This is a genomic window from Billgrantia tianxiuensis, from assembly GCF_009834345.1.
In the GTDB taxonomy this organism is placed as follows: Bacteria; Pseudomonadota; Gammaproteobacteria; order Pseudomonadales; family Halomonadaceae; genus Halomonas; species Halomonas tianxiuensis.
In genome coordinates, this window is sequence record NZ_CP035042.1 from 3,524,002 (window position 1) to 3,546,399 (window position 22,398).

Sequence of the window (22,398 nt, forward strand, 5' to 3'; positions counted from 1 at the left end):
GCCTCGGCCGCCACGCCGACTTTTCAAACAGAGCCTAGAGTGCCTCCGCTTGCCAGCGGCCATCGACCATTACCAGTTGCTGGCTGCAGCGATGCGCCTCGGGGGGCGTCTGCTGGCCCGGCAGCGCCTGCACTACCCGGTGCCCGCTGTCGCGCAGCGATGCAATCGCCTCCGCCACGCCCTCGCCGGAGGCCGGCGCCCAGATGCCGTCGCAGGCCGGCTCGCTCTGCACCAGCGTGGCAAGCAGCTTCAGGTCCATCGAAAAGCCCGTGGCGGGACGCGCACGGCCGAAGGCTCGTCCCGTATCGTCATAGCGTCCGCCCTTGGCCAGGGCCTGGCCGTAGCCCGGCACGAAGGCCGCAAACATCATTCCAGTGTGGTACTGATAACCACGTAGCTCGGCCAGATCGAAATAGAGCGCCACTTCGGGGTGCTCACTGGCCACGCCACGGTGCAGCGCGCCGAGCTGCGCCAAGGCCTCGCCTACCGCAGCGGGAGCGCCGGCAAGCGCTTCGCGCGCGCTATCCAACACCTCGGGGCCACCGTTCAGGCGGCCCAGCGCACGGAACATTTCCGCCAGGGCAGGATCGGCCACGTTGGCCTCGACCTGCTGGGCCAAGGCCCCCGGCGACTTGAGTTCCAGCGCTTCGAACAGCGCCCGCTCCTGGTCGCGATCCAACTCGGCTGCCTGTACCAGGCTACGATAGATGCCGATATGGCCCAACGCCAAATGCAGTTCACTGGCCCCGGCGGCCTCGAGGCTCAACAGTGCCAGGCGCAGGATCTCGAGGTCCGCTTCCAGGCCGGCATGGCCGAACAGTTCGACACCGACCTGGACCGGACTGCGCCCTCCCTGGTGCTGGTCGGCCTTGGCCCGCAGCACGTTGGTGCAATAGCACAGCCTGGCCGGCCCCTGGTGGTGCATGGAGTGGGCGTCCATGCGCGCCACCTGGGGTGTCACGTCAGCGCTCACCCCCATCAGGCGGCCGGTCAGTTGATCGGTCAGCTTGAAGGTCTGCAGATCCAGGTCGGTGCCGGTACCGGTCAATAGGGAGTCGAGGAACTCCACCGGCGGTGGCATTACCTGGTCGTAACCCCAGCGATAGTAGAGGTCGAGCAGCGTTCGCCGCAGCTCCTCCATACGGCTTGCCTGGGGCGGCAGCACCTCATCCATGCCGTCGGGCAACAGCCAGCGGTCAGCAATGGTCATGTCGTCAATCCTGCAAGGCGTTGGGGCGGGCAAAAAAGGATTCGATGGCAAAAAAGGCCCACAAAAAAACCGGGCCACGCCCGGTTGACGGATTCTATCACGTTTGGCGACGGGTTGAACCCCGCGATGCCGGGACAAGCCCAGCGACATGCCTGGAAAGCGACAGCCGCTGGGCCCGGTCCGGTGCCTCTTACTCGTCGCTGCCGTTCTGCACTGCCGGGCTGCGCAGATAGCGGAAGAAATCGCTGGTCGGGTCAAGCACCAGCATGTCCCGCTCACCGTCGAAGCTCTCACGATAGGCGTTGATACTGCGCCAGAAGGTGAAGAACTCCGGGTTCTGGCCGTATGCCTCTGAGAAGATCGCTGCTGCTTCGGCATCGCCCTCACCGCGCAGGGTCTCGGCCCGCTCAGTAGCCTGGGCCAGCAGCACCTGGCGGCGGCGGTCGGCATTGGCGCGGATGCGCTCGGCTTCCTCCTGGCCCTGGGCACGCCATTCACGTGCTTCACGCTCACGCTCGGAGCGCATACGGTCGAAGACCGCAGCAGAGACGTCCTCGGGCAGGTCGATACGCTTGACGCGGATGTCGAGGATCGACACCCCCAGCTCCTCGCGCATCAACGAGTCGAGTTCCTGGGTCGGGCGAATCATCAGGTCGTCGCGGCGCTCGGCGATGATCTGCTGCAGGTCCAGGCGGCCAAACTCGTTACGCAGGCTCTCATCGACCCGCGGCTGGATCAGGCGGATCGCCATCATCTCGTCGCCGGCGGTGGCCTCGTAGTAGCGGGTGGGGTTGATCACCTGCCACTTGACGTAGGAGTCCACGATGACCGCCTTCTGCTCGAGCGTCAGGTAGCGGCTGGTATCGGTATCCAGCGTCAGTACCCGGGTGTCGAACTTGCGAACCGTTTGAGTGATCGGCACCTTGAAGTGCAGGCCGGGCTGGATGTTCTCTTCGATGACCTCACCGAAGCGCAGCTTGACGGCACGCTCGGTCTCATCGACCACGTAGAGGCTATTGCTGGCAAGCCAGGCCACGGCAGCGAGGCCGCCCACGATGATCAAGGAACGGTTGTTCACCATTTAGCGGCCCTCCCTGCGGATACCACCGGTATTGCCACCCTGCGCCGAACTCGTCGTGCGCAGGCGCTCGAGCACGCGCGGATCGAGTTCGCCGCTTTCGCCACGAGCCGCCTCGCCGTTGCCTTCACCATCGCCACCCCTTCCGGGGCGCTGGTCGAGCGGCAGATACATCAGCGGTGCGTCCTCACGCACGTCGACCAGTACCTTCGGCGTACGCGCGAAGACATCGGCCATGGCATCGATGTAGAGACGCTCGCGCATGATCTCCGGTGCGTTGCGGTACTGGGCCAGCAGTGCGTTGAAGCGGTTGACCTGACCCTGGGCTTCGGCCACCACCGATTCGCGATAGCCCTGGCCTTGCTCGACCAGACGCTGCGCCTGGCCCTGAGCGGCCGGGATGATGGCGTTGGCGTAGGCCATGCCCTCGTTGATGGTCCGCTGGCGATCCTCGCGGGCGCGGATTACGTCATCGAAGGCATCGATAACGGGTGCCGGCGCCGAGGTCGACTCGATGTTGATGGTTTGCAGGCGAATGCCGGTGCCGTAGCTATCCAGATAGGTCTGCAGGCGGCTCGCCACCGAGCTACCGAGAATCTCACGACCGGAGGTCAGGATCTCGATCATGTCGGTACCGCCAACCACATGGCGCAACGCGGAATCCAGAGCATTCTCGATGGAGAGCTGGGGATTGCGCACGTTGAGCACGAAGTCACGCGGATTGTTGACCTGATACTGGGCCGAGATCTCGACCTCGACGATGTTCTCGTCGCGGGTCAGCATCGATTGGGTCTGGGTCAGCGAACGCACGCGAGTCACGTTGACCATGCGCACGTCGTCGATCAGCGGCGGATTCCAGTGCAAGCCTGGCCCTACCACCGTCTGGAACTCACCAAAACGCAGCACCACGCCACGCTCGGCCTGGTCGACCAGATAGAAGCCCATTGCCCCCCAGATACCCAGGGCGATGACCAGCAGCAGACCCGGCAAGGCGAACGTATTGCGCGGGCGACCGCCGCCCTTGCCGCCACGACCGCCACCGCCTTTGCCGCCACGACCGCCAAGCATGCTGTTGAGCTTGTCCTGGAACTTCTTCAGGGCCTCGTCAAGGTCGGGTGGCCCCTGGTTGCCCCCACGGTTGCCACCGCCGCCGCCGTTGCCACCGCGTCGGCCCCCGCCGCTCCAGGGGTCATGCTGGTTGCCACCACCCGGCTCATTCCAAGCCATACGTCGTCTCCACTCTGCGTTTCCTCCCGACCGCTCGCCTGTGCCTGTCTGCGACCGGGAAGTTCGGTTGCTGTCCTGTAGAACGCCCTTCGGCGCCCGGTGCCGTTAGTTGTTGGAGAATCAATCCTGTCGAGCCGAACGACCGCAGCCGTCACGCATCCCATACCGGTCGTTCGTGCAACTCGGGCGGAAGGTAATCCTCCGCCCGCTCTCCCAATCGGGCCATCAACTGCAGGAAATCGCGGCGTGGCAGGCGCACCTCGAGATGCACCTGGCCACCCTCTTCGTAACGTTCTTCGCGTACGGCGCCAAGCTCATGCAAGCCCGCCCTCAGGCGGCCCTGTTGCGGAGAAAGGAGCATGCCGAAGGCGATCACATCCTCCGCCAGGCATTCCGAGAGAGCCTGCTCGAGCAGTTCGAGTCCGCGCCCCTCACGGGCCGACAGCCAAACCACTTCGGGCCGGCCCTGCCCGTCGCGCTCGATGCGCGGCGCACTGTCGAGCAGGTCGATCTTGTTCATCACCTTGAGCATGGGCACGTCGAGCGCACCGATCTCGTCGAGCACCCCTTCGACCTGAGCTACGTTGAGCTCACGGTCGGGATCGGCGGCATCGATCACGTGCACCAGCAGCGAGGCTTCGGCCGCTTCCTGAAGAGTGGCCTGGAAGGCCTCTACCAGCTTGTGGGGCAGATGACGGATGAACCCCACGGTATCCGCCAGCACCACCGGACCGACATCGCCGATCTCCAACCGGCGCAGGGTCGGATCGAGCGTAGCGAACAACTGGTCGGCCGCATAGACCTTGGCAGAGGTCAGGGCATTGAATAGCGTCGACTTGCCGGCGTTGGTATAGCCGACCAACGAGACGCTGGGAATCTCTGCCCTGGCCCGAGCACGCCGGTTCTGGCTGCGCTGGCTACGCACCTTGTCGAGACGCTTGTGGATCGCCTTGATGCGTGCACGCAGCAGTCGCCGGTCGGTTTCCAACTGTGTCTCACCGGGGCCTCGCAGGCCGATACCGCCCTTCTGACGCTCCAAGTGAGTCCAGCCACGCACCAGGCGGGTAGACATGTACTCCAACTGGGCCAGTTCGACCTGCAGCTTGCCCTCGTGGGTACGCGCACGCTGGGCGAAGATATCGAGTATCAGCCCCGTGCGATCAAGTACCCGACACTTGAGCTCTCGTTCCAGGTTGCGTTCCTGAGAGGGGCTCAAGCCATGGTTGAAGATGACGAGTTCAGCGCCATGCACCTGCAGTGCCTCGCGCAGCTCTTCTACCTTGCCGCTACCGATGAAGGTGCGTGAATCGGGCCGATGCCGGCTGCCGCTGAGCAGCATGGCCGGCTCGGCGCCGGCGGAACGGACCAGTTCCAAGAACTCACCGGGATCTTCGCGCTCACGCTCGTCCTGGAAGTCGACATGAACCAGTACTGCCGTTTCGCCGGCATCGGGTCGTTCAAAAAACAATCAATACCTCACGCGTTGCTGTCCGGCTGGGCCGCGGGATCCTGCGGCGGCAGCCGCACGTTGCGCGAAGGCACCACAGTGGAGATGGCGTGCTTGTAGACCATCTGACTGACGGTGTTGCGCAGCAGAATCACGAACTGATCGAACGACTCGATCTGTCCCTGCAGCTTGATGCCGTTGACCAGGAAGATAGAAACCGGAATGCGCTCCTTGCGCAGGATGTTCAGGTACGGGTCTTGAAGGGACTGCCCTTTGGACATGTTACCTCTCCCTAAAACGTTCTCTTGAGGGGTGGAAGTTGTGTTCTTTCTCGGCTGGTCGCCCGGCCACTCGAAGCCAATATCTTACGCTAAGAGCCCGATTCACGCACGAAATTCAGGACTTCGCTCAGTGCATTTCGCCCCTGGCTATCGACCCAGTGTAGCTCCGGCCAGCTTCGCAGCCAGGTCAGTTGGCGCTTGGCCAACTGCCGGGTCGCCACCACGGTGCGCTGCCGCAACTGCTCCAGATCGCCCTGCCCGTCGAGATACTCCCAAGCCTGGCGGTAGCCCACGCTCTTCATCGACGGCAAGCCCGGATGCAAGTCGCCGCGCGCTCTCAACGCCTCGACCTCCCCAATGAAGCCGGCATCCAGCATGACCTCGAAGCGAGCCGCGATTCGCTCGTGCAGGATACGACGATCAAAGGGCGTGAATCCTATCGACAGCACATTCCATGGGAAGGTTTCAGGACGTTGCCGACGCCACAGTTCGGTAAGCGTCGTGCCGCTGGCCCGATAGACCTCCAACGCCCGCATCAGCCGCTGCGGATCGTTGGGATGAATGCGCCGGGCAGACTCGGGGTCGACCCGGGCGAGCTCAGCGTGCAGCCCCGTCAGGCCATGGCGTTCGGCCTCACAGGCCAGCTCGGCACGTATCGATGGATCGGCCGCCGGCAGATTGGCCACGCCCTCGAGCAGGCGCTTGGCATACATCATGGTGCCGCCAACCAGTAGTGGGATGCGTCCGGCTGCGGTAATTCGTCGCATCTCGCGATGAGCATCCTCGCGAAAATCCGCCGCCGAGTAGGGCTCGGCGGGATCGCGGATGTCGATCAGCCGATGCGGCGCACGGGCCAGCTCTTCGGCGGAGGGCTTGGCACTGCCGATGTCCATGCCGCGATAGACCATGGCCGAGTCCATGCTGATCAGCTCGCAGTCGAGCCGCTCATGCAGCGTGATGGCCAGATCGGTCTTGCCGGCGGCGGTAGGACCCATCAGCAGGATGGCGAGGGGGCGTCTTTCGGACATGGTAGGAACGTTCCTCACTGCCCCGCAGGAACAGCCGATCGAGCTGCTTGAGCGACATTTCAGTCCAGGTCGGCCTGCCATGGTTGCACTGGCCACTCCGCTCGGTGCGCTCCATGTCGCGCAGCAACACATTCATCTCGGCCGTGGTCAGGCGCCGATTGGCACGCACGCTGCCGTGACAAGCCATGGTCGCCAGCAGCTCATTGATATGAGCTTCCAGGCGGTCGGAGCGGCCATAGCGTTCCAGGTCGCCGAGCATATCGCGAATCAGCGGCTCGACGTCGGCATCGACCAGCAGCGTCGGTACCTGGCGCACCAGCAGGGTCTCGGGACCCGCCACGTCGAGTTCCACCCCCAACCGGGCGAAGGCCTCACGCTCGGCCTCGGCGGTCGCTACCTCGGCGTGACTGGCCGCCATCGACACCGGCACCAGCAGCGGCTGCGCCTCGAGCGCGCCGCCATGCACCTGAGCCTTCATGCGCTCGTAGACGATGCGCTCGTGAGCGGCGTGCATGTCGACGATGATCATGCCCTGCGCGGTCTGGGAAATAATGTAGATGCCGTGCAATTGGGCGATGGCAAAGCCCAGCGGCGGGATACCGCTGCCTTCCTCCGCGGCGGGCAGCGCCGGTGACTCCACCTTGGCCGGGAACGCCGCTGGTGGAGGTGGCGCCACGGCGCCAGCAATCTCGTCGCCGGCTGCTTGCGGTGTCAGCAGACGCTCTTCATGCTCGGGATGCAGCGCACGGTAGCCGCTCATGAAGGCGCGCACACGATCGGCCGTGACCCGCTCGGACGAGTCGCCGGACGGATGCAGGGCGATGGGCTGCTGCTGCCAGCGCGCCGCGGGCTCCCGCACTGCGCTGCTGTCGGGATTCTTCTCCTCGGCCATGTCGCCGGCTTGCGCTTCGCGCTCGGCCGGACGCGCCTCGGCCAGTGCACGATGCAGGCTGGAAAAGAGGAAGTCGTGCACCAGGCGGCCGTCGCGAAAGCGTACCTCGTGCTTGGTGGGATGAACGTTAACGTCCACCACCATGGGGTCGACCTCGAGATAGAGCACGAACACCGGATGCCGGCCATGGAACAATACGTCGCGGTAGGCCTGACGGATGGCATGCGCCACCAGCCGGTCGCGAACCACGCGACCGTTGACAAAAAAGTACTGCTGGTCGGCCTGGGCCCGGGAGTGGGTGGGCAAGCCTACCCAGCCCCATAGGCGCAGGCCGCCGACGGCAAGATCGAGATGCAGGGCATTGTCGAGGAAACCCTTGCCCAGCAGCGCCGCAATACGCCGCTCGCGGCGAGCCGGATCGTCGCCCGCCGGCAGCTGTTGCACTGTCTTCTGGTTGTGGCGCAGCACCCAGGCGATATCGAAGCGCGACAGCGCCAGGCGGCGAAAGGTCTCCTCCACGTGGCCATACTCGGTCTTCTCGGTACGCAGGAACTTGCGCCGAGCCGGCGTATTGAAGAACAAGTCGCGCACCGTGACCGAGGTGCCGCGAGGATGCGGCGCAGGACTGACGCGAGGCTCCATCTGGCGACCTTCGGCCACCACGCGCCAGCCGCTGCGCGGATCGTCGTCGACGTTGGCGACGAGTTCGAGGCGCGACACCGAGCTGATCGAGGCCAAGGCCTCGCCGCGGAAACCGAGGCTCGCCACGCCCTCCAGATCCTCCAGCGAAGCGATCTTGCTGGTGGCATGGCGTGACAGTGCCAGCGGCAGGTCGTCCTCGGCGATGCCGCTACCGTCGTCGCGCACGCGGATCAGCCGGGCGCCACCCGCCTCGAGCTCCACCTCGATACGAGTGCTGCCCGCATCGATGGCATTCTCGACCAGTTCCTTGACCACCGAGGCCGGCCGCTCCACCACCTCGCCGGCTGCGATCTGGTTGGCCAGACGGGGATCGAGGACGCGGATGCGGCGGGCTTCTTCGACGACTGTCATGAGCGGGGAATCCGTAGTACCTGTCCGACGCGGATCACGTCGCCATTGAGTTCATTGGCCTGCTTGAGCTGCGCCACCGGCACGCCATGTCTGGCGGCGATCTGCGACAGGGTGTCGCCCGGCTGGATACGGTACTCGTTGCCGGAGGGCGTGCGCTGGTTGTCGCGCTGCCAGGCAAGCAGGCTGGCTGGCGGCGGGTTGGTGCGGAAGTGAGAGCGTATTCCCGAGAAGATCGATTCCGCCAACCGCTGCTGATGGCCTGAGTCGCGCAGGCGACGCTCCTCGTCGGGGTTGGAGATGAACCCCGTCTCGATCAGCAGCGAGGGGATGTCGGGCGACTTCAAGACCATGAAGCCGGCCTGCTCCACCCGCGATTTGTGCAGGCGGTTGACCCGCCCCAACTGGTCGAGCACCTGCCCCCGATGGCCAGGGAATCGTTGAGGGTGGCGGTCATGGTCAGGTCGAGCAGCACGCCGCGCAGCACCTCGTCCTTGTCGTTGAGCGAGAGGTTGCCGTCCACGCCGCCGATCAGGTCGGCCTGGTTCTCGCTGGCCGCCAGCCACTGGGCGGTCTCCGACGTGGCACCACGCTGGGACAGGGCATAGACGGAGCTGCCGTTGGGGCGCGGGCTGTTGAAGGCATCGGCATGGATGGAGACGAAGAAGTCAGCCTTCTGCTCCCGGGCAATACGGGTACGCTGGCGCAGCCCGATATAATAATCACCATCACGGATCATCACCGCGCGGAAGCCTTCGGTATCGTCGACCAGGCGCTGCAGGCGACGGCTGATCTCCATCACCACGTCCTTCTCCCGGGTACCACTGGGGCCGATGGCGCCGGGGTCTTCGCCGCCATGGCCGGGATCGATGGCGATGATGATGTCGCGGCGCGGATGCGGTGCCGCCGGCTGCTGTGCCACCACCTCGGGATCGATGCGCGGTGCATCCGCCTCGGCGGCTCCGCTGCGATGCCGATTGGCGGCGATTTCCTGCTCGCGAATCATCGCCTCGATCGGATCGATGGGGTTCTGCACCGCGCTCTCGCCGGGATACTCCATGTCCACTACCAGGCGGTGGCCGTACTGGTCGTTGGGCGGCAGGGTGAAGTGACGCGGCTCAACCTCGCGCGAGAGCTCCAGCACCACCCGCAACCCGCCACCATCACGCGCGCCACTGCGCACGGCGGTGATGGCGCTGCCATCCAGATTGAGACTCGCCAGGTCGGTGTTGAGGCGACTCTGGTCGAGATCGATCACCAGGCGCCGCGGGCCGTCCAGGGTGAAGACGTTGGCTTCGGCGTGGGTGGAGAGGTCGAACACCAGGCGCGCATGGTCCGGCGCCGCCCACAGGCGAATGTTATCGACCTCGGCCGCCTGGGCAGGCAGGGTAAAACAGAGCAACAACAGCAATACCAGGCAGCTGCGCCAAAGGTCGGCCAGCTCACCGCTACGGAGCCTGGACAGGAAGCGGGATCTCATCACGGCGTTTCACGCTCTTCATTACTGATCATGTCGGCCATATCGGCATCCCGGGCCAGGGTATGCAGTACTGTTCGGCCATGCTCGGTATGTGCCTCGAGCAATGCCTCGCGACCGCTCTCGCACAGCGACAGGACGACGGCCACATCAGGTGGTGGCAGCCAGCCTTCGCCCCGGCTCGGCCATTCGACGATACACAGGGCGTCGGCGGCGAAGAGGTCCCGGCCACCGATGAACTCCAGCTCCTCCGGGTCGCCCAGGCGGTAGAGATCGAAGTGGTAGACCTGCCGCTCGCCGAGTTCGTAGGGCTCGACCAGCGTATAGGTCGGACTCTTGACCGCGCCGGCATGTCCCAGGGCGCGCAGGATGCCACGGGTCAAGGTGGTCTTGCCTGCCCCCAGCTCTCCTTCGAGATAAATGCGCCCTCGCCCCTCGAGAGCCTTGCCCAGGCGCTGCCCGAAGACGACCTGGCGTTCTTCGTCGACGAGTCGTATGCGCATCAATGGCCCCCTGCCAGCAAATGAAGCCCCGGCTCGAAACCGGGGTTGACAATGACTCGGGCATAGGATGCCAGATCGGCAGCCAGCAGGCCACGCTCGCCCGCGTCGCGCACCGCCATGTCCGCCGCCATGGCGTGCACCATGACACCCAGCCGGGCTGCCGTCTCGAGAGGCAGCCCCTGGGCCAGCAGCGCCCCGAGGATGCCCGACAGCACATCGCCCATACCGCCGGAAGCCATGCCCGGGTTGCCGTAGGGACACACCGCCATACCCGCCGGGCCCGCCACCAGGCTGCCGGCGCCCTTCAGCACGACCACGCCACCGCGGCTTTGCTGCAGTTCGCGTGCCGCCGCGGGCCGGTCGGCCTCCACCTCCGCCGCGCTGCAGCCCAGCAGCCGCCCGGCCTCACCGGGATGCGGCGTGAGGACCCAGTCGTCGCGCCGCAGCCCCGGGAAGCGCGCCGCCAGCAGATTGAGACCGTCGGCGTCCACCACCAGCGGCTTCGACTCGGCCAGTGCCGCCTGCAGCATGCCTTGCCCCCAGGCGCCCTGCCCCAATCCGGGGCCGACCACCAGCACATCGGCCTTGCTGGGAAGCTCGCCAAGCTCGGCGGCCCCGCGCAAGCCGTGCACCATCACCTCGGGCCGGTAGGTGAGGCAGGCCGTGACATGTTCCGGCGCCGTGGCCAGGCTGATCTTGCCGGCGCCCAGACGCGCCGCCGCCTCGCTGGCGAGCAGCGCTGCACCACCGAAGCCCGGCGCCCCACCCAGTACCAGCACGTGCCCCATGCCACCCTTGTGGGCATCGCGCGAGCGGGGCGGCAGCCACACCTCGAGCAAGACCTTGTCCAACAGCTCGGCGGCCGGCGCCAGATCGGCATGGCGCCGCGCATCGACGCCCAAGGCGCGAAAGTGGACCTCGCCGGTACGTGCGGGAGCGCGCCCGGTGTGGAGGCCGACCTTGTCGCCGATGAAGGTCACCGTACGTGTCGCACGTACCGCCACGCCGAGCTCCGCCCCGGTATCGGCGGCCAGTCCCGACGGGATGTCGATGGCCAGCACCGGCAGGCCGCTGGCATTGACGGCCTCGATGGCCTCGCGGAACTCGCCGCGCACGTCGCCGGTGAGGCCGGTACCGAGCATGGCGTCGACGATCACTTCGCCTGAAAACTCGATCCCCTTGCGCCATGGCTCGAGACCTACGCCTGCAGCGGTAGCCATTTCAGCTGCTCGCGCCGCATCGCCCTCGAGCGTCTTCGGCGGCTTCAGCGCAATGCGCTGCACCTCAACGCCCGCCACTGCCGCCAGCGCGGCCAGCACGTGGCCATCGCCGCCGTTGTTGCCACCGCCACACAGCACGCTGACGCGCTTCACCCCGGGCCAGCCCGCCCTGAGACTCTGCCAGGCCGCCGTGGCCGCCCGCTGCATCAGCGCGAAGCCTTCGATCCCGGCGGCGATGGTGCGCCGATCGAGTTCGCGGACCTGATCGGCACGGTACAGTGGGCGCAGCGCCACCTGTTCTTGATCGGAACGATTGCCAGACATCCGGTGTCTCCCTGCCAGCATTGCTTTATCATGGGAGTTTAAGCGTCACGTCGCCGACGCCAATCCCCTCGCTGTGTTTTTGCCCGGTTTTTTCTCGATCATGACTCTCCCCGTGACCCTGGACGACAACGCGCTGGTCGAGCTGGCCGCCACCATCAAGACCTGGGGCCGTGAGCTCGGCTTCCAGCAGGTGGGCATCGCCGACGTCGACCTGGCCGAGGACGAGCTGCATCTGCAGCGCTGGCTCGATGCCGGCTACCACGGTGAAATGGGCTTCATGGCCAAGCACGGCAACAAGCGCACTCGTCCCGAGGAGCTGGTACCCGGCACCCTGCGCATGATCAGCGTGCGCCTGGACTACCTGCCTGCCGAAGTCGAGAGCGCCAAGGTACTTGGCCAGCCGCAGACAGCCTATGTCTCACGCTATGCGGTAGGTCGCGACTACCACAAGCTGATGCGCAAGCGCCTGGCCACCCTGGCCAAGTGGATCGAGGAACGCATCGGCCCGTTTGGCTACCGTGCCTTCGTCGATTCGGCGCCGGTGATGGAGCGCGCCCTGGCGCGCAAGGCCGGGCTTGGCTGGGTGGGCAAGAACGCCATGCTGCTCAACCCTCGGGCCGGCTCGCTGTTCTTTCTCGGCGAACTCTACGTCGACCTGCCGCTGCCCGTCGATCCCCCCTTCGACAGCGAGCACTGCGGCAGCTGCAGCGCCTGCCGCACGGCCTGCCCCACCGGGGCCATCGTCGAGGACAAGGTGGTCGACTCCAGGGCCTGCATCTCCTACCTCACCATCGAACTGTTCGGCAGCATACCCGAGCGCTTTCGCGAGGCCATGGGCAACCGTGTGTTCGGCTGCGACGACTGCCAACTGGTCTGCCCTTTCACCCGCTTCACCCGCGCCACGGCGGAGGACGACTTCGCCCCGCGCCACGACCTGGATCGGGCCAGCCTGGTGTCGCTGTTCGCCTGGGGCGAGGAGGAGTTTCTCGACAAGACCGCCGGCAGCCCGATCCGCCGCATCGGCTACGAACGCTGGCTGCGCAACCTGGCGGTGGGGCTGGGCAACGCCCCTTGGAGCGAAAGCGTGGAAGCCGCCCTGCGCGCCCGCCTCGCCTATCCCTCCGACCTGGTGCGCGAGCATGTGCGCTGGGCACTCGAGCGACAGCGGGAGAAGCGTGACCGGCTGATCGCAAGCGTCTGACCGTGGTGGGCCGCGGCTTTACCGGCGACAGCTCTTCGAGGAGGCGCTGTGAACCCATCCCTGGGCGCTACCTTTTCCATCCCTGGAAAAGGACCTCCTCTTCGAGCTGTCCCCGGCGCCGCTCACCCTTGGTGGTGCCAGCCAAGGTCGCCCCTACTCCTCTTCGTCGCGCTCGCTGCCGGCCAACCGCAGGAACGTATTGCGATAGTGCGCCAGCTCGGCGAGCGACTCGCGGATGTCGTCCAGCGCCTGGTGGGTATTGCGCTTGCTGAAGCCGGCCAGCGCCCCCGGGTTCCAGCGCTTGGCCAGTTCCTTGACGGTGGAGACATCCAGGTTGCGATAGTGGAAGAAGGCCAGCAGCTCGCGCATCTCGCGCTCGAGGAAGCGCCGGTCCTGGTGCACGCTGTTGCCGCACATGGGCGAGGTGCCGGGCACCACGTATCGCTTCAGGAACTCGAGGGTCTGCCGCTCGGCCTCGGCGGTGTCGATACGGCTCTGCTTGACCCGCTCGACCAGGCCCGACTCGCCGTGGGTCTTCTGGTTCCACTCGTCCATGGCGGTGAGCAGGCTGTCGGGCTGGTGCACGGCGATCACCGGCCCTTCGGCGACGAGGTTGAGGTCATTGTCGGTGATCAAGGTGGCCACCTCGATGATGCGCTCGCGCTCGGGCTCGAGCCCGGTCATCTCGAGGTCGATCCACACCAGCAGATCTTCGCGCGGCGCAGGAGTGTTGGGCATGGGTCAGGCTCCAGGTTGAAGGGCGCGGCAGGACAGGCCGAGCCACGCTGGGTACAATGCCAGCATTGTAACGATCTTCGGGCGCCCATGAGCAAACGCAAGCTAAGTCGCCAGCAACGCTGGCGAATCGAGAAGATACAGGCCGAGCGGTCTCGGCGCGCCGAGCAGCGCGACGCCAAGGATTCGCACAAGCTCGCCGCGGGCGAATATGGGCCCGAACGACCGGGCCGGGTCATCGCCCATTATGGCCGCACGCTGGACGTACAGGGCGACGGCAGCGAGACCAGCGTTCGCTGCCACCTGCGCGCCAATCTCGAGGGGCTGGTCACCGGTGACCGGGTTATCTGGCGTGCGGCTCAGGATGCCGAGGGCAACGTGGTCGAGGGCGTAGTGGTAGCCCGCAGCGAGCGCCAGAACGTGCTGGAACGCCCCGACGCCCGTGGCCAGCTCAAGCCGGTGGCGGCCAACATCGACCAGATCCTGATCGTCTTTGCCGTGGAGCCGGCACCGCACCCCAACCTGATCGACCGCTACCTGGTCGCCGCCGAGGCCACCGGCATTGCCCCGGTACTAGTGCTCAACAAGATTGACCTGCTGCCCGAAAGCGGCGGCGAGCTGCGTGCGCTGCTGGCACGCTACGAGGCGCTCGGCTACCCGGTGGTGGCCACTACCACGGCCCGCGAAGCGGGGCTCGACGACTTGCTCGCTCGCCTGGCCGGGCGTACCTCGGTGTTCGTCGGCCAGAGCGGCGTGGGCAAGTCGTCACTGATCGATCGCCTGCTGCCCGAGGAGTCGCTGCGCATCGGCGAACTGTCGAAGGACTCACGCAAGGGCACCCACACCACCACCACGGCCCGCCTCTACCGCTTGCCCACCGCCGACGACGCCGAGCTGATCGACTCGCCAGGTATTCGGGAATTCGGCCTGATTCACCTGGATGAACAGCAGGTCGCTGAAGGCTTCATCGAGTTTCGCGACTTTCTGGGTCGCTGCCGCTTCCGCGACTGCCGCCATCGCCAGGAGCCGGGCTGCGCCCTGCTCGAAGCCGTGGAACGCGGCGATATCCACCCCGAGCGTTTTGCCAGCTACCGCCACATCGTCGATAGTCTCAGCGAGACCTGATTCGGCCCGAACGAGAACGAGGAGAGCACCATGAGTTCCGAAGAGAATCTGCTACCGCTGATCGTCGAGCCAGAACAGCTCGCCGCGCATCTGGAAGATCCGCAGCTATTGATCGTCGATGTGCCGCTCAAGACCGAAAGCTACCAGGAGGGGCACGTACCCGGCGCGGTCTTTCTCGACCATCGCCGCCTATTGCGCGGCGAGGGCCAGGTGCCCAACGAGGTACCGAGCCCGGAAGCGCTGTCGCAGCTGTTCTCGTCGCTCGGACTCACCCGCGATACCCACGTGGTGGCCTATGACGACGAGGGCGGCGGCTGGGCAGGGCGTTTGCTGTGGACCCTGGAACTGATCGGCCATACCCGCTACTCCTATCTCAACGGCGGCATTCACGCCTGGCGCCAGACCGGCCAGCCCGTTTCCCATGAGCCGACCTCGCCGACGCCCAGCAAGTACGAAGCCGAGATCCTGCATCCGCAAGTCGCCATCGATCGGCTGGAGCTACAGGAGCGTCTGGGCGAGAAGGGCTTTGCCATTTGGGATGCCCGTTCGCCAGCCGAGTATCGCGGCGAGAAAGGCGAGAACAAGCAGCTCGGCCACATCCCCGGTGCGGTCAACATGGAGTGGACCGAGGCCATGGACAAGGAACGTGCGCTGCGCATTCGCGACTACGCCGAACTGGTCACCGAACTCGAGGCGCTGGGGCTCACGCCGGATATGGAAGTGATCACTCACTGCCAGAGCCACCATCGCAGCGGCTTTACCTGGCTGGTGGGCAAGGCGCTGGGCTTCGAGAACATCCGCGGCTACGCCGGCTCCTGGAAGGAGTGGGGCAACCGCGACGATACGCCGATAGAGAAGTAAGCTGGAAGACGCGGCTGCGCCGCTCGAAGAGGGAAGATCAGTGCTTTGCACCTGGCAGGGCAAGGGCTCGCCTCTTCCCTCTTCCTTCTTCTTTCTTCCACCCCCTTTTGAGGAATGACTCCTTCGTGACCCCTGCCAAGTTCTTCGCCCTGATCCAGTATCCGATTCCCCACCACCTGCTCTCGCGGCTGGTGGGCTATCTTGCCGAAACCCGCATCGCCTGGCTCAAGAATGCGCTGGTCCGCGCCTTCATCAAGGTGTTCAAGGTCGACATGGGCGAGGCCGCCGAGCCGGATCCTACCGCCTATGCCACCTTCAACGACTTCTTCACCCGGGAGCTGAAGCCCGATGCCCGCCCCCTCGGCGAGGGCCTGCTCTCCCCTGCCGACGGCAACCTGTCCCAGTTCGGGCCCGTCGAGGCCGACAAGCTGCTTCAAGCCAAGGGACATCGCTTCTCGATGATCGACCTGCTGGGCGGCGACGCCGAGGCGGCGCGGCGCTACAGCGGCGGCAGCTACGCCAACGTCTACCTCTCGCCCAAGGATTACCATCGCGTGCACATGCCCCTGGCCGGCACCCTGACCGAGATGGTCTACGTGCCGGGGCGGCTGTTCTCGGTCAACTCGGCCACCACCGATCACGTGCCCAACCTGTTCGCGCGCAACGAGCGCCTGGTGTGCCACTTCGATACCGAATACGGCCCCATGGCGGTGGTGCTGGTTGGCGCCATGATCGTCGCCGCCATCGAGACGGTGTGGGCCGGTCAGATCACACCGCTCTCCGGCCAGGTACAGCGAGTCCGCTTCGACCAGCCGATTCACCTGGAGCGCGGCGAGGAGATGGGCCGCTTCAAGCTCGGCTCTACCGTAGTGATGGCCTTCGCCGGCAAGGTTGATTTCGATCCCAGCCTGGCACCCAAGACCAAGGTCAGCATGGGCCAGTCGTTGGGTGGGGTGCCCGATCCCGGCCCCGAGTACGTCTAGACTTCGCTCGCCCCGACTTTTCGGACGCAGCCTGCTCTAGCAATTGGGCGTGGCGAAGGCCATCACCTCCGCCACGCTCGCTTTCCCTAGAGCAAGCTGAATCAGCCGATCCATGCCCAGCGCCACACCGCTGCCGGCCGGCATGCCGTGCTCCAGCGCGGCCAGCAGGCGCCGGTCGACCTCTACCTCGGGCAGGCCCAGTTGTCGCCGGGCGGCGTTGTCTTCGGCGAAGCGCGCACGCTGCTCGTCGGCGTCGGTGAGTTCGTCGTAGCCGTTGGCGAGCTCCAGCCCGGCGAGATAGACCTCGAAGCGCGAGGCGACCCACTCGCCGTCCTCCGGATCGCGATGGCGCCGCGCCAGGGCCGCCTGGCTCGCCGGGTAGTCCACCACCACGTCGACCCCCTCGTGCCCAAGCGTAGGCTCGATGACCAAGCTCATCAGCAGGTCGAGGCAGTCTTCGCGCTGAGCATCGCGCATATCGAGCCCACCGCGCTCGCCGGCCAGTAGCCGTAATGCATCGAGATCGACGCTGAAGGGGTCGAGCCCCAGCCCCTCGCGGAACAGCTCGCGGTAGCGCCGGCGGCGCAGCGGGCCCGCCTCCCCCCCCAGTTCTGGTCCGAGCACCTGATGAATCAGCGCCACGGTCTCCTCGATCAGCTCGTCGAGGGAGAAGCCCGGGCGATACCACTCCAGCATGGTGAACTCGATGTTGTGGCGCCCGCCCACCTCACCGTCGCGAAAGCTGCGGGCGAGCTGGAAGGTCGGCCCGCTGCCAGCGGCCAACAGCCGCTTCATGTGGAATTCCGGAGAAGTCTGCAACCACAGCCGCTCGCGCCCCGCCGGCGTGGTCGCCTCGAGCGACAGCGAGGCCAGGTGCACGTCGGTGCTGCCACCGTGCCCCAGCACCGGCGTCTCCACCTCCAACACGCCGCGCGCGGCGAAGAATGCCCGTACCTCGGCCAGCAGCCTTGCCCGCTCGCGCAAGGTCGCCATGGTGGCAGTGGGCTGCCAATCGATCTCTTGCATGGTCGTCACCATCGAAAACGCCGAGCCCAACAGGACTCGGCGTTGAAACAGCTAGGCACCCGGTCAGGCGCGTGACACATATTCGCCGGAGCGCGTATCGACTTTAAGCACTTCGCCCTGGTTGATGAACAGCGGCACCCGCACCACGGCGCCAGAAGAGAGCGTGGCCGGCTTGGAGCCGCCCTGGGCGGTATCGCCCTTCAGGCCCGGGTCGGTCTCGACCACTTCCAGCTCGATGAAGTTGGGCGGCGTTACGCTGATGGCGTTGTCGTTCCACAGCGTCACGGTGTAGACCACCTGCTCCTTGAGCCACTTGGCGGTATCGCCCAGCGCCTTCTTCTCCACCGCGTACTGCTCGAAGGAGCCATCGGTCTTCATGAAGTGCCACATGTCGCCGTCGGTATAGAGGTACTCCATCTCGAGGTCCACCACGTCGGCGCCTTCCAGGGATTCGCCCGACTTGAAAGTGCGCTCCCACACGCGGCCGGTGATCAGGTTGCGCAGCTTCACGCGGTTGAACGCCTGGCCCTTGCCCGGCTTGACGAATTCGTTCTCGACGATCGCACAGGGGTCGCCGTCCAGCATCACCTTCAGACCGCCCTTGAATTCGTTGGTAGAATAGCTAGCCATGTTGCCTCTCGAATGATCGGGCGCGCCGCAGCAGGCTCCGGCGCGCAAGAAACCGAATCGACGAGGATTCGAGCCCTCGCCCCTTTGTGACTGGTGTGCCGCATGATAACCCGAAGCTCCGCCCTTTTGCAGAGACCGGAATCGCCAAGCGCTGACGTGAAGCCTTTGTCGCTGCCGAGCGCCTGGCAGACCCAGCTGTCGCAGGCGATCCGCGACCCGCGTGAGCTATGCCGGCGCCTTGGCCTGGATGATTCGTGGCTGCCCGGCGCCGAGGCGGGACATGTCCTATTCGAGGTGCGGGTGCCCGAGGCCTTTCTGGCTCGCATGCGCTATGGCGATCCGCATGATCCGCTGCTGCGCCAGGTACTGCCGCTCATCGCCGAGAGCGCGAACGTACCTGGCTACGTGACCGACCCACTGGAAGAGGCCGAGCACACGCCGGGACCGGGGCTGATCCACAAGTACGCCGGCCGCGTGCTGCTGATTGCGAGCCCCGCCTGCGCGGTAAACTGCCGTTACTGCTTCCGTCGTCACTTCCCTTATGGCGACAACAGCCCCTCGCGGGCTCAGTGGGAGCGCTCCCTCGACACGCTGAGGCAGGATGCCTCGATCCACGAGGCGATCCTCTCCGGTGGCGACCCGCTGGCCGCCAGCGACCGCCAGCTTGCCTGGCTCGTCGAACGCCTCGAGGCGATCCCTCACCTCAAGCGTCTGCGCCTCCACACCCGCCTGCCGGTGGTCATTCCCGACCGGATCGACGATGCCCTGTCCGGCTGGCTCGGAGCCACGCGGTTGCAGAAGGTGATGGTGCTGCATATCAACCATGCCCAGGAGATCGACCAGGCGGTGGTCGAGGCCTGTGAGCGGCTAAAGAGCGCAGGGGTGACCCTGCTCAACCAGAGCGTGCTGCTGCGCGGCGTCAACGATTCGGTGGCGGCGTTGGCCCAGCTCTCCGAGCGGCTGTTCGAGGCCGGCGTGCTGCCCTACTACCTGCATGTGCTCGACCCGGTGGCGGGCGCGGCCCACTTCGACGTACCCGACGAAGAGGCCCGCGAGCTGATCGCGGGCCTCAGAGAGGTGCTGCCGGGCTTCTTGCTGCCGCGCCTGGTCAGGGAAGTACCCGGCGAAGCGAGCAAGACGCCGCTGTAGCCATGTGTCGCGCTCGCTCCATGTCACCGCTCGTTTCAAGCGTACGTCAGCGCGCCACCGCCGTGTCATGCGCGCGCTTGGCCAGCCGACGGCTAGCCAAGCCGAGGCACGCCCGCATCACCGGCGTCAGCAGCCACAGCAGCGGGGCGAGCAACCAGCGACGGACAAGACGGGCGACGACAAACACCGGCAACAGCACGATCAGCCATAGAAGGAACTGGCCCAACCAGGTAGGCCAGCCGAGCCACTCAGCGAGCGTGGCACCGAGCGCACTGATCAAGCTAGGGTGGCGAACCAACACATAAGCAGTGCCAGCCACCGCAGCCACCTTGGCCATGCGCGGCAGCGCGGCGAAGCGTCCGCCGCCGGCGACCACGCCCTGCCGCACTCCTGATCGGGCGCCTTGAGCCTCGATACTACCCACCCGCGCACCACGCGCCGCCCGCCCGGCCTTGAGTACTTTGACGGTACTGGCCATCACCAGCAGATCGAGACCCGCCCAGCCCAAGTCGCTTGCCCCTATTGCTTCGCCACGGCGCCACTGGCTCTCCAGGTCGCGTAGACCGCGAGTGAAGAAATCCCCCACTCCCGCCACTACACGCTCGCCCTGCAGCCACTCCACGCGCCCTTCGTCGCTGACCACGAACTGGTTGAGCAGCCCGTACCCATGCGTCTCCAGCAGCGCAATGCCCATCTGGCCGCGTCGATAAGGCGTCAACTCCGCCATCGCAGGCTCAGCGTCCGCCTCGTCGTCCCACCAACCACTGACTTGCCGATAGCGCTCGCCAAGCCAGTGACGTGCTCGCAGAGTGGCAATATCATGATCGCGGAAGTAGCTCACTGGTAGTACCGCATCCGCGCCGTAACGCACCAGTACCTTCTGGAACGCCGGAGACAAGCCATAATCGAGCAACGTGCTCCGCGCTATGTCGCCGTGGCGTATCATCGCCAGGGAAGCACTCATCCACAGCGCCTGATCCGAGGCGAAGCCGAGAAACAGCGCGCTGACCTCTGGCGGCTCCTCGCGCAGCATCGGCGCTAGCTCGGGAAGCGTGCGTTGTACCTCCAAGCGCACTAGCCTGGCCTCGTATGGCTCGTGAGACGCCGCCGCGGATACGACGCTGGCAACCAGCACGGCGACCAGCACCATTACCCTCCAAGGCCGCATCATCGCCCCTCCCCGCACCACCAGCGTGCTTATCCCAAACTTTCGGCAGTCACATTGGCCGCGACCGGCTGGGTAGAGACATGGCGATTGATGGCGCTCATCACCGCCTTCATCGAGGCGCTGGTGATGCTCTCGTCGGTACCCACACCGAACACCGCCTTGCCGTCGATGCGCACCTCCACGTAGGCGATCGCCTCGGCGTCGGCGCCCTGGCCGCGGGAGTGTTCGTGGTAGTCGATGATTTCCACGTCATGGCCGGCCGCCGCCAGGGCCTTGATGAAGGCCGCCAGCGGGCCGTTGCCCTCGCCGCCGATGGCGCGCCGCTCGCCGCGCTCCTCGATGGTCGCCTCGAGCTTCACCCGGGGGCTGTCGGGTTCGGAAGAGAGGCGATGATTGACCATGGCATAGGGTGAGGTACGCGTCAGGTACTCGTCGGCGAAGGCCTGGTAGATCATCTGCGAGGTGATCTCCTTGCCCGTACGGTCGGCCACCTCCTGCACCACCTGGCTGAACTCGATCGAGAGCCGGCGCGGCAGCTCAATGCCGTGCTCCTGTTCGAGCAGGTAGGAGACCCCGCCCTTGCCCGACTGGCTGTTGACGCGAATCACCGCCTCGTAGCTGCGGCCGACATCCATTGGATCGATGGGCAGGTAGGGTACCTCCCACATGGCGTCCGGATTGGCGCGACGCTCAGCCATGCCCTTCTTGATCGCATCCTGGTGGGAGCCGGAAAAGGCGGTGAAGACCAGATCGCCGACATAGGGATGACGCGGGTGTACCGGCAGCTGGTTGCAGTACTCCACCTCACGCATGATCGGCGTGATGTTGGAGAAGTCGAGCCCCGGATGCACGCCCTGGGTGTAGAGGTTCATGGCGAGGGTGACGATGTCGACGTTACCGGTACGCTCGCCGTTACCGAACAGGGTGCCCTCGACACGGTCGGCGCCGGCCATCACGGTAAGCTCGGCTGCCGCCACGCCAGTGCCGCGGTCGTTGTGGGGATGCACGCTGACGATCAGGTGGTCGCGATTCTTCACGTTGCGACAGAACCACTCGACCTGGTCGGCGTAGTTGTTGGGCGTGGCCGCCTCCACCGTGGCCGGCAGGTTGACGATCATCGGCTTCTCCGACGTGGCGCCGTAGGCCTCCATCACCGCCTCGACCACCTCCTTGGCGAAATCCATCTCGGTGGTGGTGAAGAGTTCCGGCGAGTACTGGAAGGTCCAGTTGGTTTCCGGCGCCGCCTCCATCAGCTCGCGAATCTGCCGGGTGGCGTCCACGGCGATGCCGATGCACTCCTCCTTGCTGACGTTGAACACCACGCGGCGGAACACCGGGTCGGTGGCGTTGTAGACGTGCACGATGGCGTTCTTGGCCCCCTTCAGCGACTCGAAGGTGCGCTCGATCAGGTGTGGGCGCGCCTGGGTCAGCACCTGGATGGTGACGTCGTCCGGCACCTTGTTCTGCTCGATCAGCGCGCGCACGAAGTCGAAGTCGGTCTGCGACGCCGAGGGAAAGCCGACCTCGATCTCCTTGAAGCCGATCTTCACCAGCAGGTCGAAGAAGCGCTGCTTGCGCTCCTGGTCCATGGGGTCGATCAGCGCCTGGTTGCCGTCGCGCAGGTCGACGCTGCACCACAGCGGTGGCGACTCGATGCGGCGATTCGGCCACTGGCGGTCGGGCAAATCGACGGCAACGAAGGGGCGGTACTTGGCGGCGGGGTTGTCGAGCATCATGATGGCGGTCTCCCTAGGCTGGCGGCTCTGGTTCGGACAGGCGGCGT

General features: G+C 65.8%; 19 protein-coding genes and 1 pseudogene. 5 read left to right on the forward strand and 15 right to left on the reverse strand.

The window, feature by feature from the left end:
- Positions 1 to 34: 34 nt before the first annotated feature.
- From EKK97_RS16485 to EKK97_RS16530, 10 genes and pseudogenes are all read right to left on the reverse strand, one after another.
- Positions 35 to 1,210, reverse strand: coding sequence for an ATP phosphoribosyltransferase regulatory subunit (locus tag EKK97_RS16485; RefSeq protein WP_159553501.1), 1,176 nt, complete (start codon positions 1,208 to 1,210; stop codon positions 35 to 37).
- Positions 1,211 to 1,400: 190 nt separating this feature from the next.
- Entirely contained in the window at positions 1,401 to 2,291 is an 891-nt protein-coding gene (gene hflC / locus EKK97_RS16490; protein ID WP_159553503.1) for a protease modulator HflC, read from the reverse strand.
- On the reverse strand, positions 2,292 to 3,515 hold the full coding sequence (gene hflK, locus EKK97_RS16495; RefSeq protein ID WP_159553505.1) for an FtsH protease activity modulator HflK: 1,224 nt from the start codon (positions 3,513 to 3,515) through the stop codon (positions 2,292 to 2,294).
- A gap of 151 nt (positions 3,516 to 3,666) precedes the next feature.
- Entirely contained in the window at positions 3,667 to 4,983 is a 1,317-nt protein-coding gene (gene hflX / locus EKK97_RS16500) for a ribosome rescue GTPase HflX (protein WP_159553507.1), read from the reverse strand.
- An 8-nt stretch (positions 4,984 to 4,991) separates the two neighbouring features.
- On the reverse strand, positions 4,992 to 5,243 hold the full coding sequence (gene hfq, locus EKK97_RS16505; RefSeq protein WP_103968388.1) for an RNA chaperone Hfq: 252 nt from the start codon (positions 5,241 to 5,243) through the stop codon (positions 4,992 to 4,994).
- A gap of 89 nt (positions 5,244 to 5,332) precedes the next feature.
- Positions 5,333 to 6,271: a tRNA (adenosine(37)-N6)-dimethylallyltransferase MiaA gene (gene miaA / locus EKK97_RS16510; RefSeq protein ID WP_159553509.1), complete on the reverse strand. Its 939-nt coding sequence runs from the start codon at positions 6,269 to 6,271 to the stop codon at positions 5,333 to 5,335.
- Positions 6,189 to 8,216: a DNA mismatch repair endonuclease MutL gene (gene mutL, locus EKK97_RS16515; protein ID WP_159553511.1), complete on the reverse strand. Its 2,028-nt coding sequence runs from the start codon at positions 8,214 to 8,216 to the stop codon at positions 6,189 to 6,191. Before mutL ends, miaA begins: the two co-directional genes overlap by 83 nt.
- Positions 8,213 to 9,693, reverse strand: a pseudogene (locus tag EKK97_RS16520) (N-acetylmuramoyl-L-alanine amidase). Before EKK97_RS16520 ends, mutL begins: the two are co-directional and overlap by 4 nt.
- Positions 9,693 to 10,193, reverse strand: coding sequence for a tRNA (adenosine(37)-N6)-threonylcarbamoyltransferase complex ATPase subunit type 1 TsaE (gene tsaE, locus EKK97_RS16525; protein WP_159553513.1), 501 nt, complete (start codon positions 10,191 to 10,193; stop codon positions 9,693 to 9,695). The pseudogene EKK97_RS16520 and the gene tsaE overlap by 1 nt, the downstream one beginning before the upstream one ends.
- The gene (locus EKK97_RS16530; RefSeq protein ID WP_159553515.1) at positions 10,193 to 11,737 is read right to left on the reverse strand and encodes an NAD(P)H-hydrate dehydratase; all 1,545 of its coding nucleotides are present in this window, start codon (positions 11,735 to 11,737) and stop codon (positions 10,193 to 10,195) included. Before EKK97_RS16530 ends, tsaE begins: the two co-directional genes overlap by 1 nt.
- Before the next feature lie 100 nt (positions 11,738 to 11,837).
- Here EKK97_RS16530 and queG point away from each other — a divergent pair, with 100 nt between their 5' ends.
- Positions 11,838 to 12,938 (forward strand): tRNA epoxyqueuosine(34) reductase QueG, encoded by a 1,101-nt coding sequence (queG, locus tag EKK97_RS16535; RefSeq protein WP_159553517.1) that lies wholly within the window; start codon positions 11,838 to 11,840, stop codon positions 12,936 to 12,938.
- A gap of 153 nt (positions 12,939 to 13,091) precedes the next feature.
- Here queG and orn read toward each other — a convergent pair whose 3' ends face one another.
- Positions 13,092 to 13,676: an oligoribonuclease gene (orn, locus tag EKK97_RS16540; protein ID WP_159553519.1), complete on the reverse strand. Its 585-nt coding sequence runs from the start codon at positions 13,674 to 13,676 to the stop codon at positions 13,092 to 13,094.
- Positions 13,677 to 13,763: 87 nt separating this feature from the next.
- On the opposite strand from orn, the gene rsgA reads away from it, so the two are divergent.
- The 3 genes from rsgA to asd all read left to right on the forward strand — a co-directional run bounded on the left by rsgA (position 13,764) and on the right by asd (position 16,642).
- Entirely contained in the window at positions 13,764 to 14,798 is a 1,035-nt protein-coding gene (gene rsgA, locus EKK97_RS16545; RefSeq protein ID WP_159553521.1) for a small ribosomal subunit biogenesis GTPase RsgA, read from the forward strand.
- A gap of 30 nt (positions 14,799 to 14,828) precedes the next feature.
- Positions 14,829 to 15,659, forward strand: a complete 831-nt coding sequence (locus tag EKK97_RS16550; RefSeq protein WP_159553523.1) for a sulfurtransferase — start codon at positions 14,829 to 14,831, stop codon at positions 15,657 to 15,659.
- A gap of 125 nt (positions 15,660 to 15,784) precedes the next feature.
- Complete coding sequence (asd, locus tag EKK97_RS16555) at positions 15,785 to 16,642, forward strand: archaetidylserine decarboxylase (protein WP_159553525.1); 858 nt, start codon at positions 15,785 to 15,787, stop codon at positions 16,640 to 16,642.
- Positions 16,643 to 16,678: 36 nt separating this feature from the next.
- Here the strand turns inward: asd and epmA are convergent, their stop codons facing one another.
- Both epmA and efp read right to left on the reverse strand, forming a co-directional pair.
- Positions 16,679 to 17,668: an EF-P lysine aminoacylase EpmA gene (epmA, locus tag EKK97_RS16560; RefSeq protein WP_159553527.1), complete on the reverse strand. Its 990-nt coding sequence runs from the start codon at positions 17,666 to 17,668 to the stop codon at positions 16,679 to 16,681.
- 63 nt (positions 17,669 to 17,731) lie between these two features.
- On the reverse strand, positions 17,732 to 18,298 hold the full coding sequence (gene efp / locus EKK97_RS16565) for an elongation factor P (protein WP_103968377.1): 567 nt from the start codon (positions 18,296 to 18,298) through the stop codon (positions 17,732 to 17,734).
- A 102-nt stretch (positions 18,299 to 18,400) separates the two neighbouring features.
- Here efp and epmB point away from each other — a divergent pair, with 102 nt between their 5' ends.
- Positions 18,401 to 19,447 (forward strand): EF-P beta-lysylation protein EpmB, encoded by a 1,047-nt coding sequence (gene epmB, locus EKK97_RS16570; RefSeq protein ID WP_159553529.1) that lies wholly within the window; start codon positions 18,401 to 18,403, stop codon positions 19,445 to 19,447.
- 46 nt (positions 19,448 to 19,493) lie between these two features.
- Here the strand turns inward: epmB and EKK97_RS16575 are convergent, their stop codons facing one another.
- Positions 19,494 to 20,618, reverse strand: coding sequence for a hypothetical protein (locus EKK97_RS16575; protein WP_340162886.1), 1,125 nt, complete (start codon positions 20,616 to 20,618; stop codon positions 19,494 to 19,496).
- Between the two features lie 26 nt (positions 20,619 to 20,644).
- Positions 20,645 to 22,351, reverse strand: coding sequence for a 2-isopropylmalate synthase (gene leuA, locus EKK97_RS16580; protein WP_159553531.1), 1,707 nt, complete (start codon positions 22,349 to 22,351; stop codon positions 20,645 to 20,647).
- Positions 22,352 to 22,398: the final 47 nt, after the last annotated feature.

Bases quoted from the DNA above. Each gene is read 5' to 3' on its own strand.
- tsaE (WP_159553513.1), bottom strand. From the start codon at position 10,193: ATGCGCATACGACTCGTCGACGAAGAACGCCAGGTCGTCTTCGGGCAG.
- mutL (WP_159553511.1), bottom strand. From the start codon at position 8,216: ATGACAGTCGTCGAAGAAGCCCGCCGCATCCGCGTCCTCGATCCCCGT.
- EKK97_RS16550 (WP_159553523.1), top strand. From the start codon at position 14,829: ATGAGTTCCGAAGAGAATCTGCTACCGCTGATCGTCGAGCCAGAACAG.
- rsgA (WP_159553521.1), top strand. From the start codon at position 13,764: ATGAGCAAACGCAAGCTAAGTCGCCAGCAACGCTGGCGAATCGAGAAG.
- epmB (WP_159553529.1), top strand. From the start codon at position 18,401: ATGATAACCCGAAGCTCCGCCCTTTTGCAGAGACCGGAATCGCCAAGC.
- EKK97_RS16575 (WP_340162886.1), bottom strand. From the start codon at position 20,618: ATGATGCGGCCTTGGAGGGTAATGGTGCTGGTCGCCGTGCTGGTTGCC.
- hfq (WP_103968388.1), bottom strand. From the start codon at position 5,243: ATGTCCAAAGGGCAGTCCCTTCAAGACCCGTACCTGAACATCCTGCGC.
- miaA (WP_159553509.1), bottom strand. From the start codon at position 6,271: ATGTCCGAAAGACGCCCCCTCGCCATCCTGCTGATGGGTCCTACCGCC.
- orn (WP_159553519.1), bottom strand. From the start codon at position 13,676: ATGCCCAACACTCCTGCGCCGCGCGAAGATCTGCTGGTGTGGATCGAC.
- queG (WP_159553517.1), top strand. From the start codon at position 11,838: ATGACTCTCCCCGTGACCCTGGACGACAACGCGCTGGTCGAGCTGGCC.
- EKK97_RS16530 (WP_159553515.1), bottom strand. From the start codon at position 11,737: ATGTCTGGCAATCGTTCCGATCAAGAACAGGTGGCGCTGCGCCCACTG.
- epmA (WP_159553527.1), bottom strand. From the start codon at position 17,668: ATGCAAGAGATCGATTGGCAGCCCACTGCCACCATGGCGACCTTGCGC.
- hflK (WP_159553505.1), bottom strand. From the start codon at position 3,515: ATGGCTTGGAATGAGCCGGGTGGTGGCAACCAGCATGACCCCTGGAGC.
- leuA (WP_159553531.1), bottom strand. From the start codon at position 22,351: ATGATGCTCGACAACCCCGCCGCCAAGTACCGCCCCTTCGTTGCCGTC.
- EKK97_RS16485 (WP_159553501.1), bottom strand. From the start codon at position 1,210: ATGACCATTGCTGACCGCTGGCTGTTGCCCGACGGCATGGATGAGGTG.
- efp (WP_103968377.1), bottom strand. From the start codon at position 18,298: ATGGCTAGCTATTCTACCAACGAATTCAAGGGCGGTCTGAAGGTGATG.
- hflC (WP_159553503.1), bottom strand. From the start codon at position 2,291: ATGGTGAACAACCGTTCCTTGATCATCGTGGGCGGCCTCGCTGCCGTG.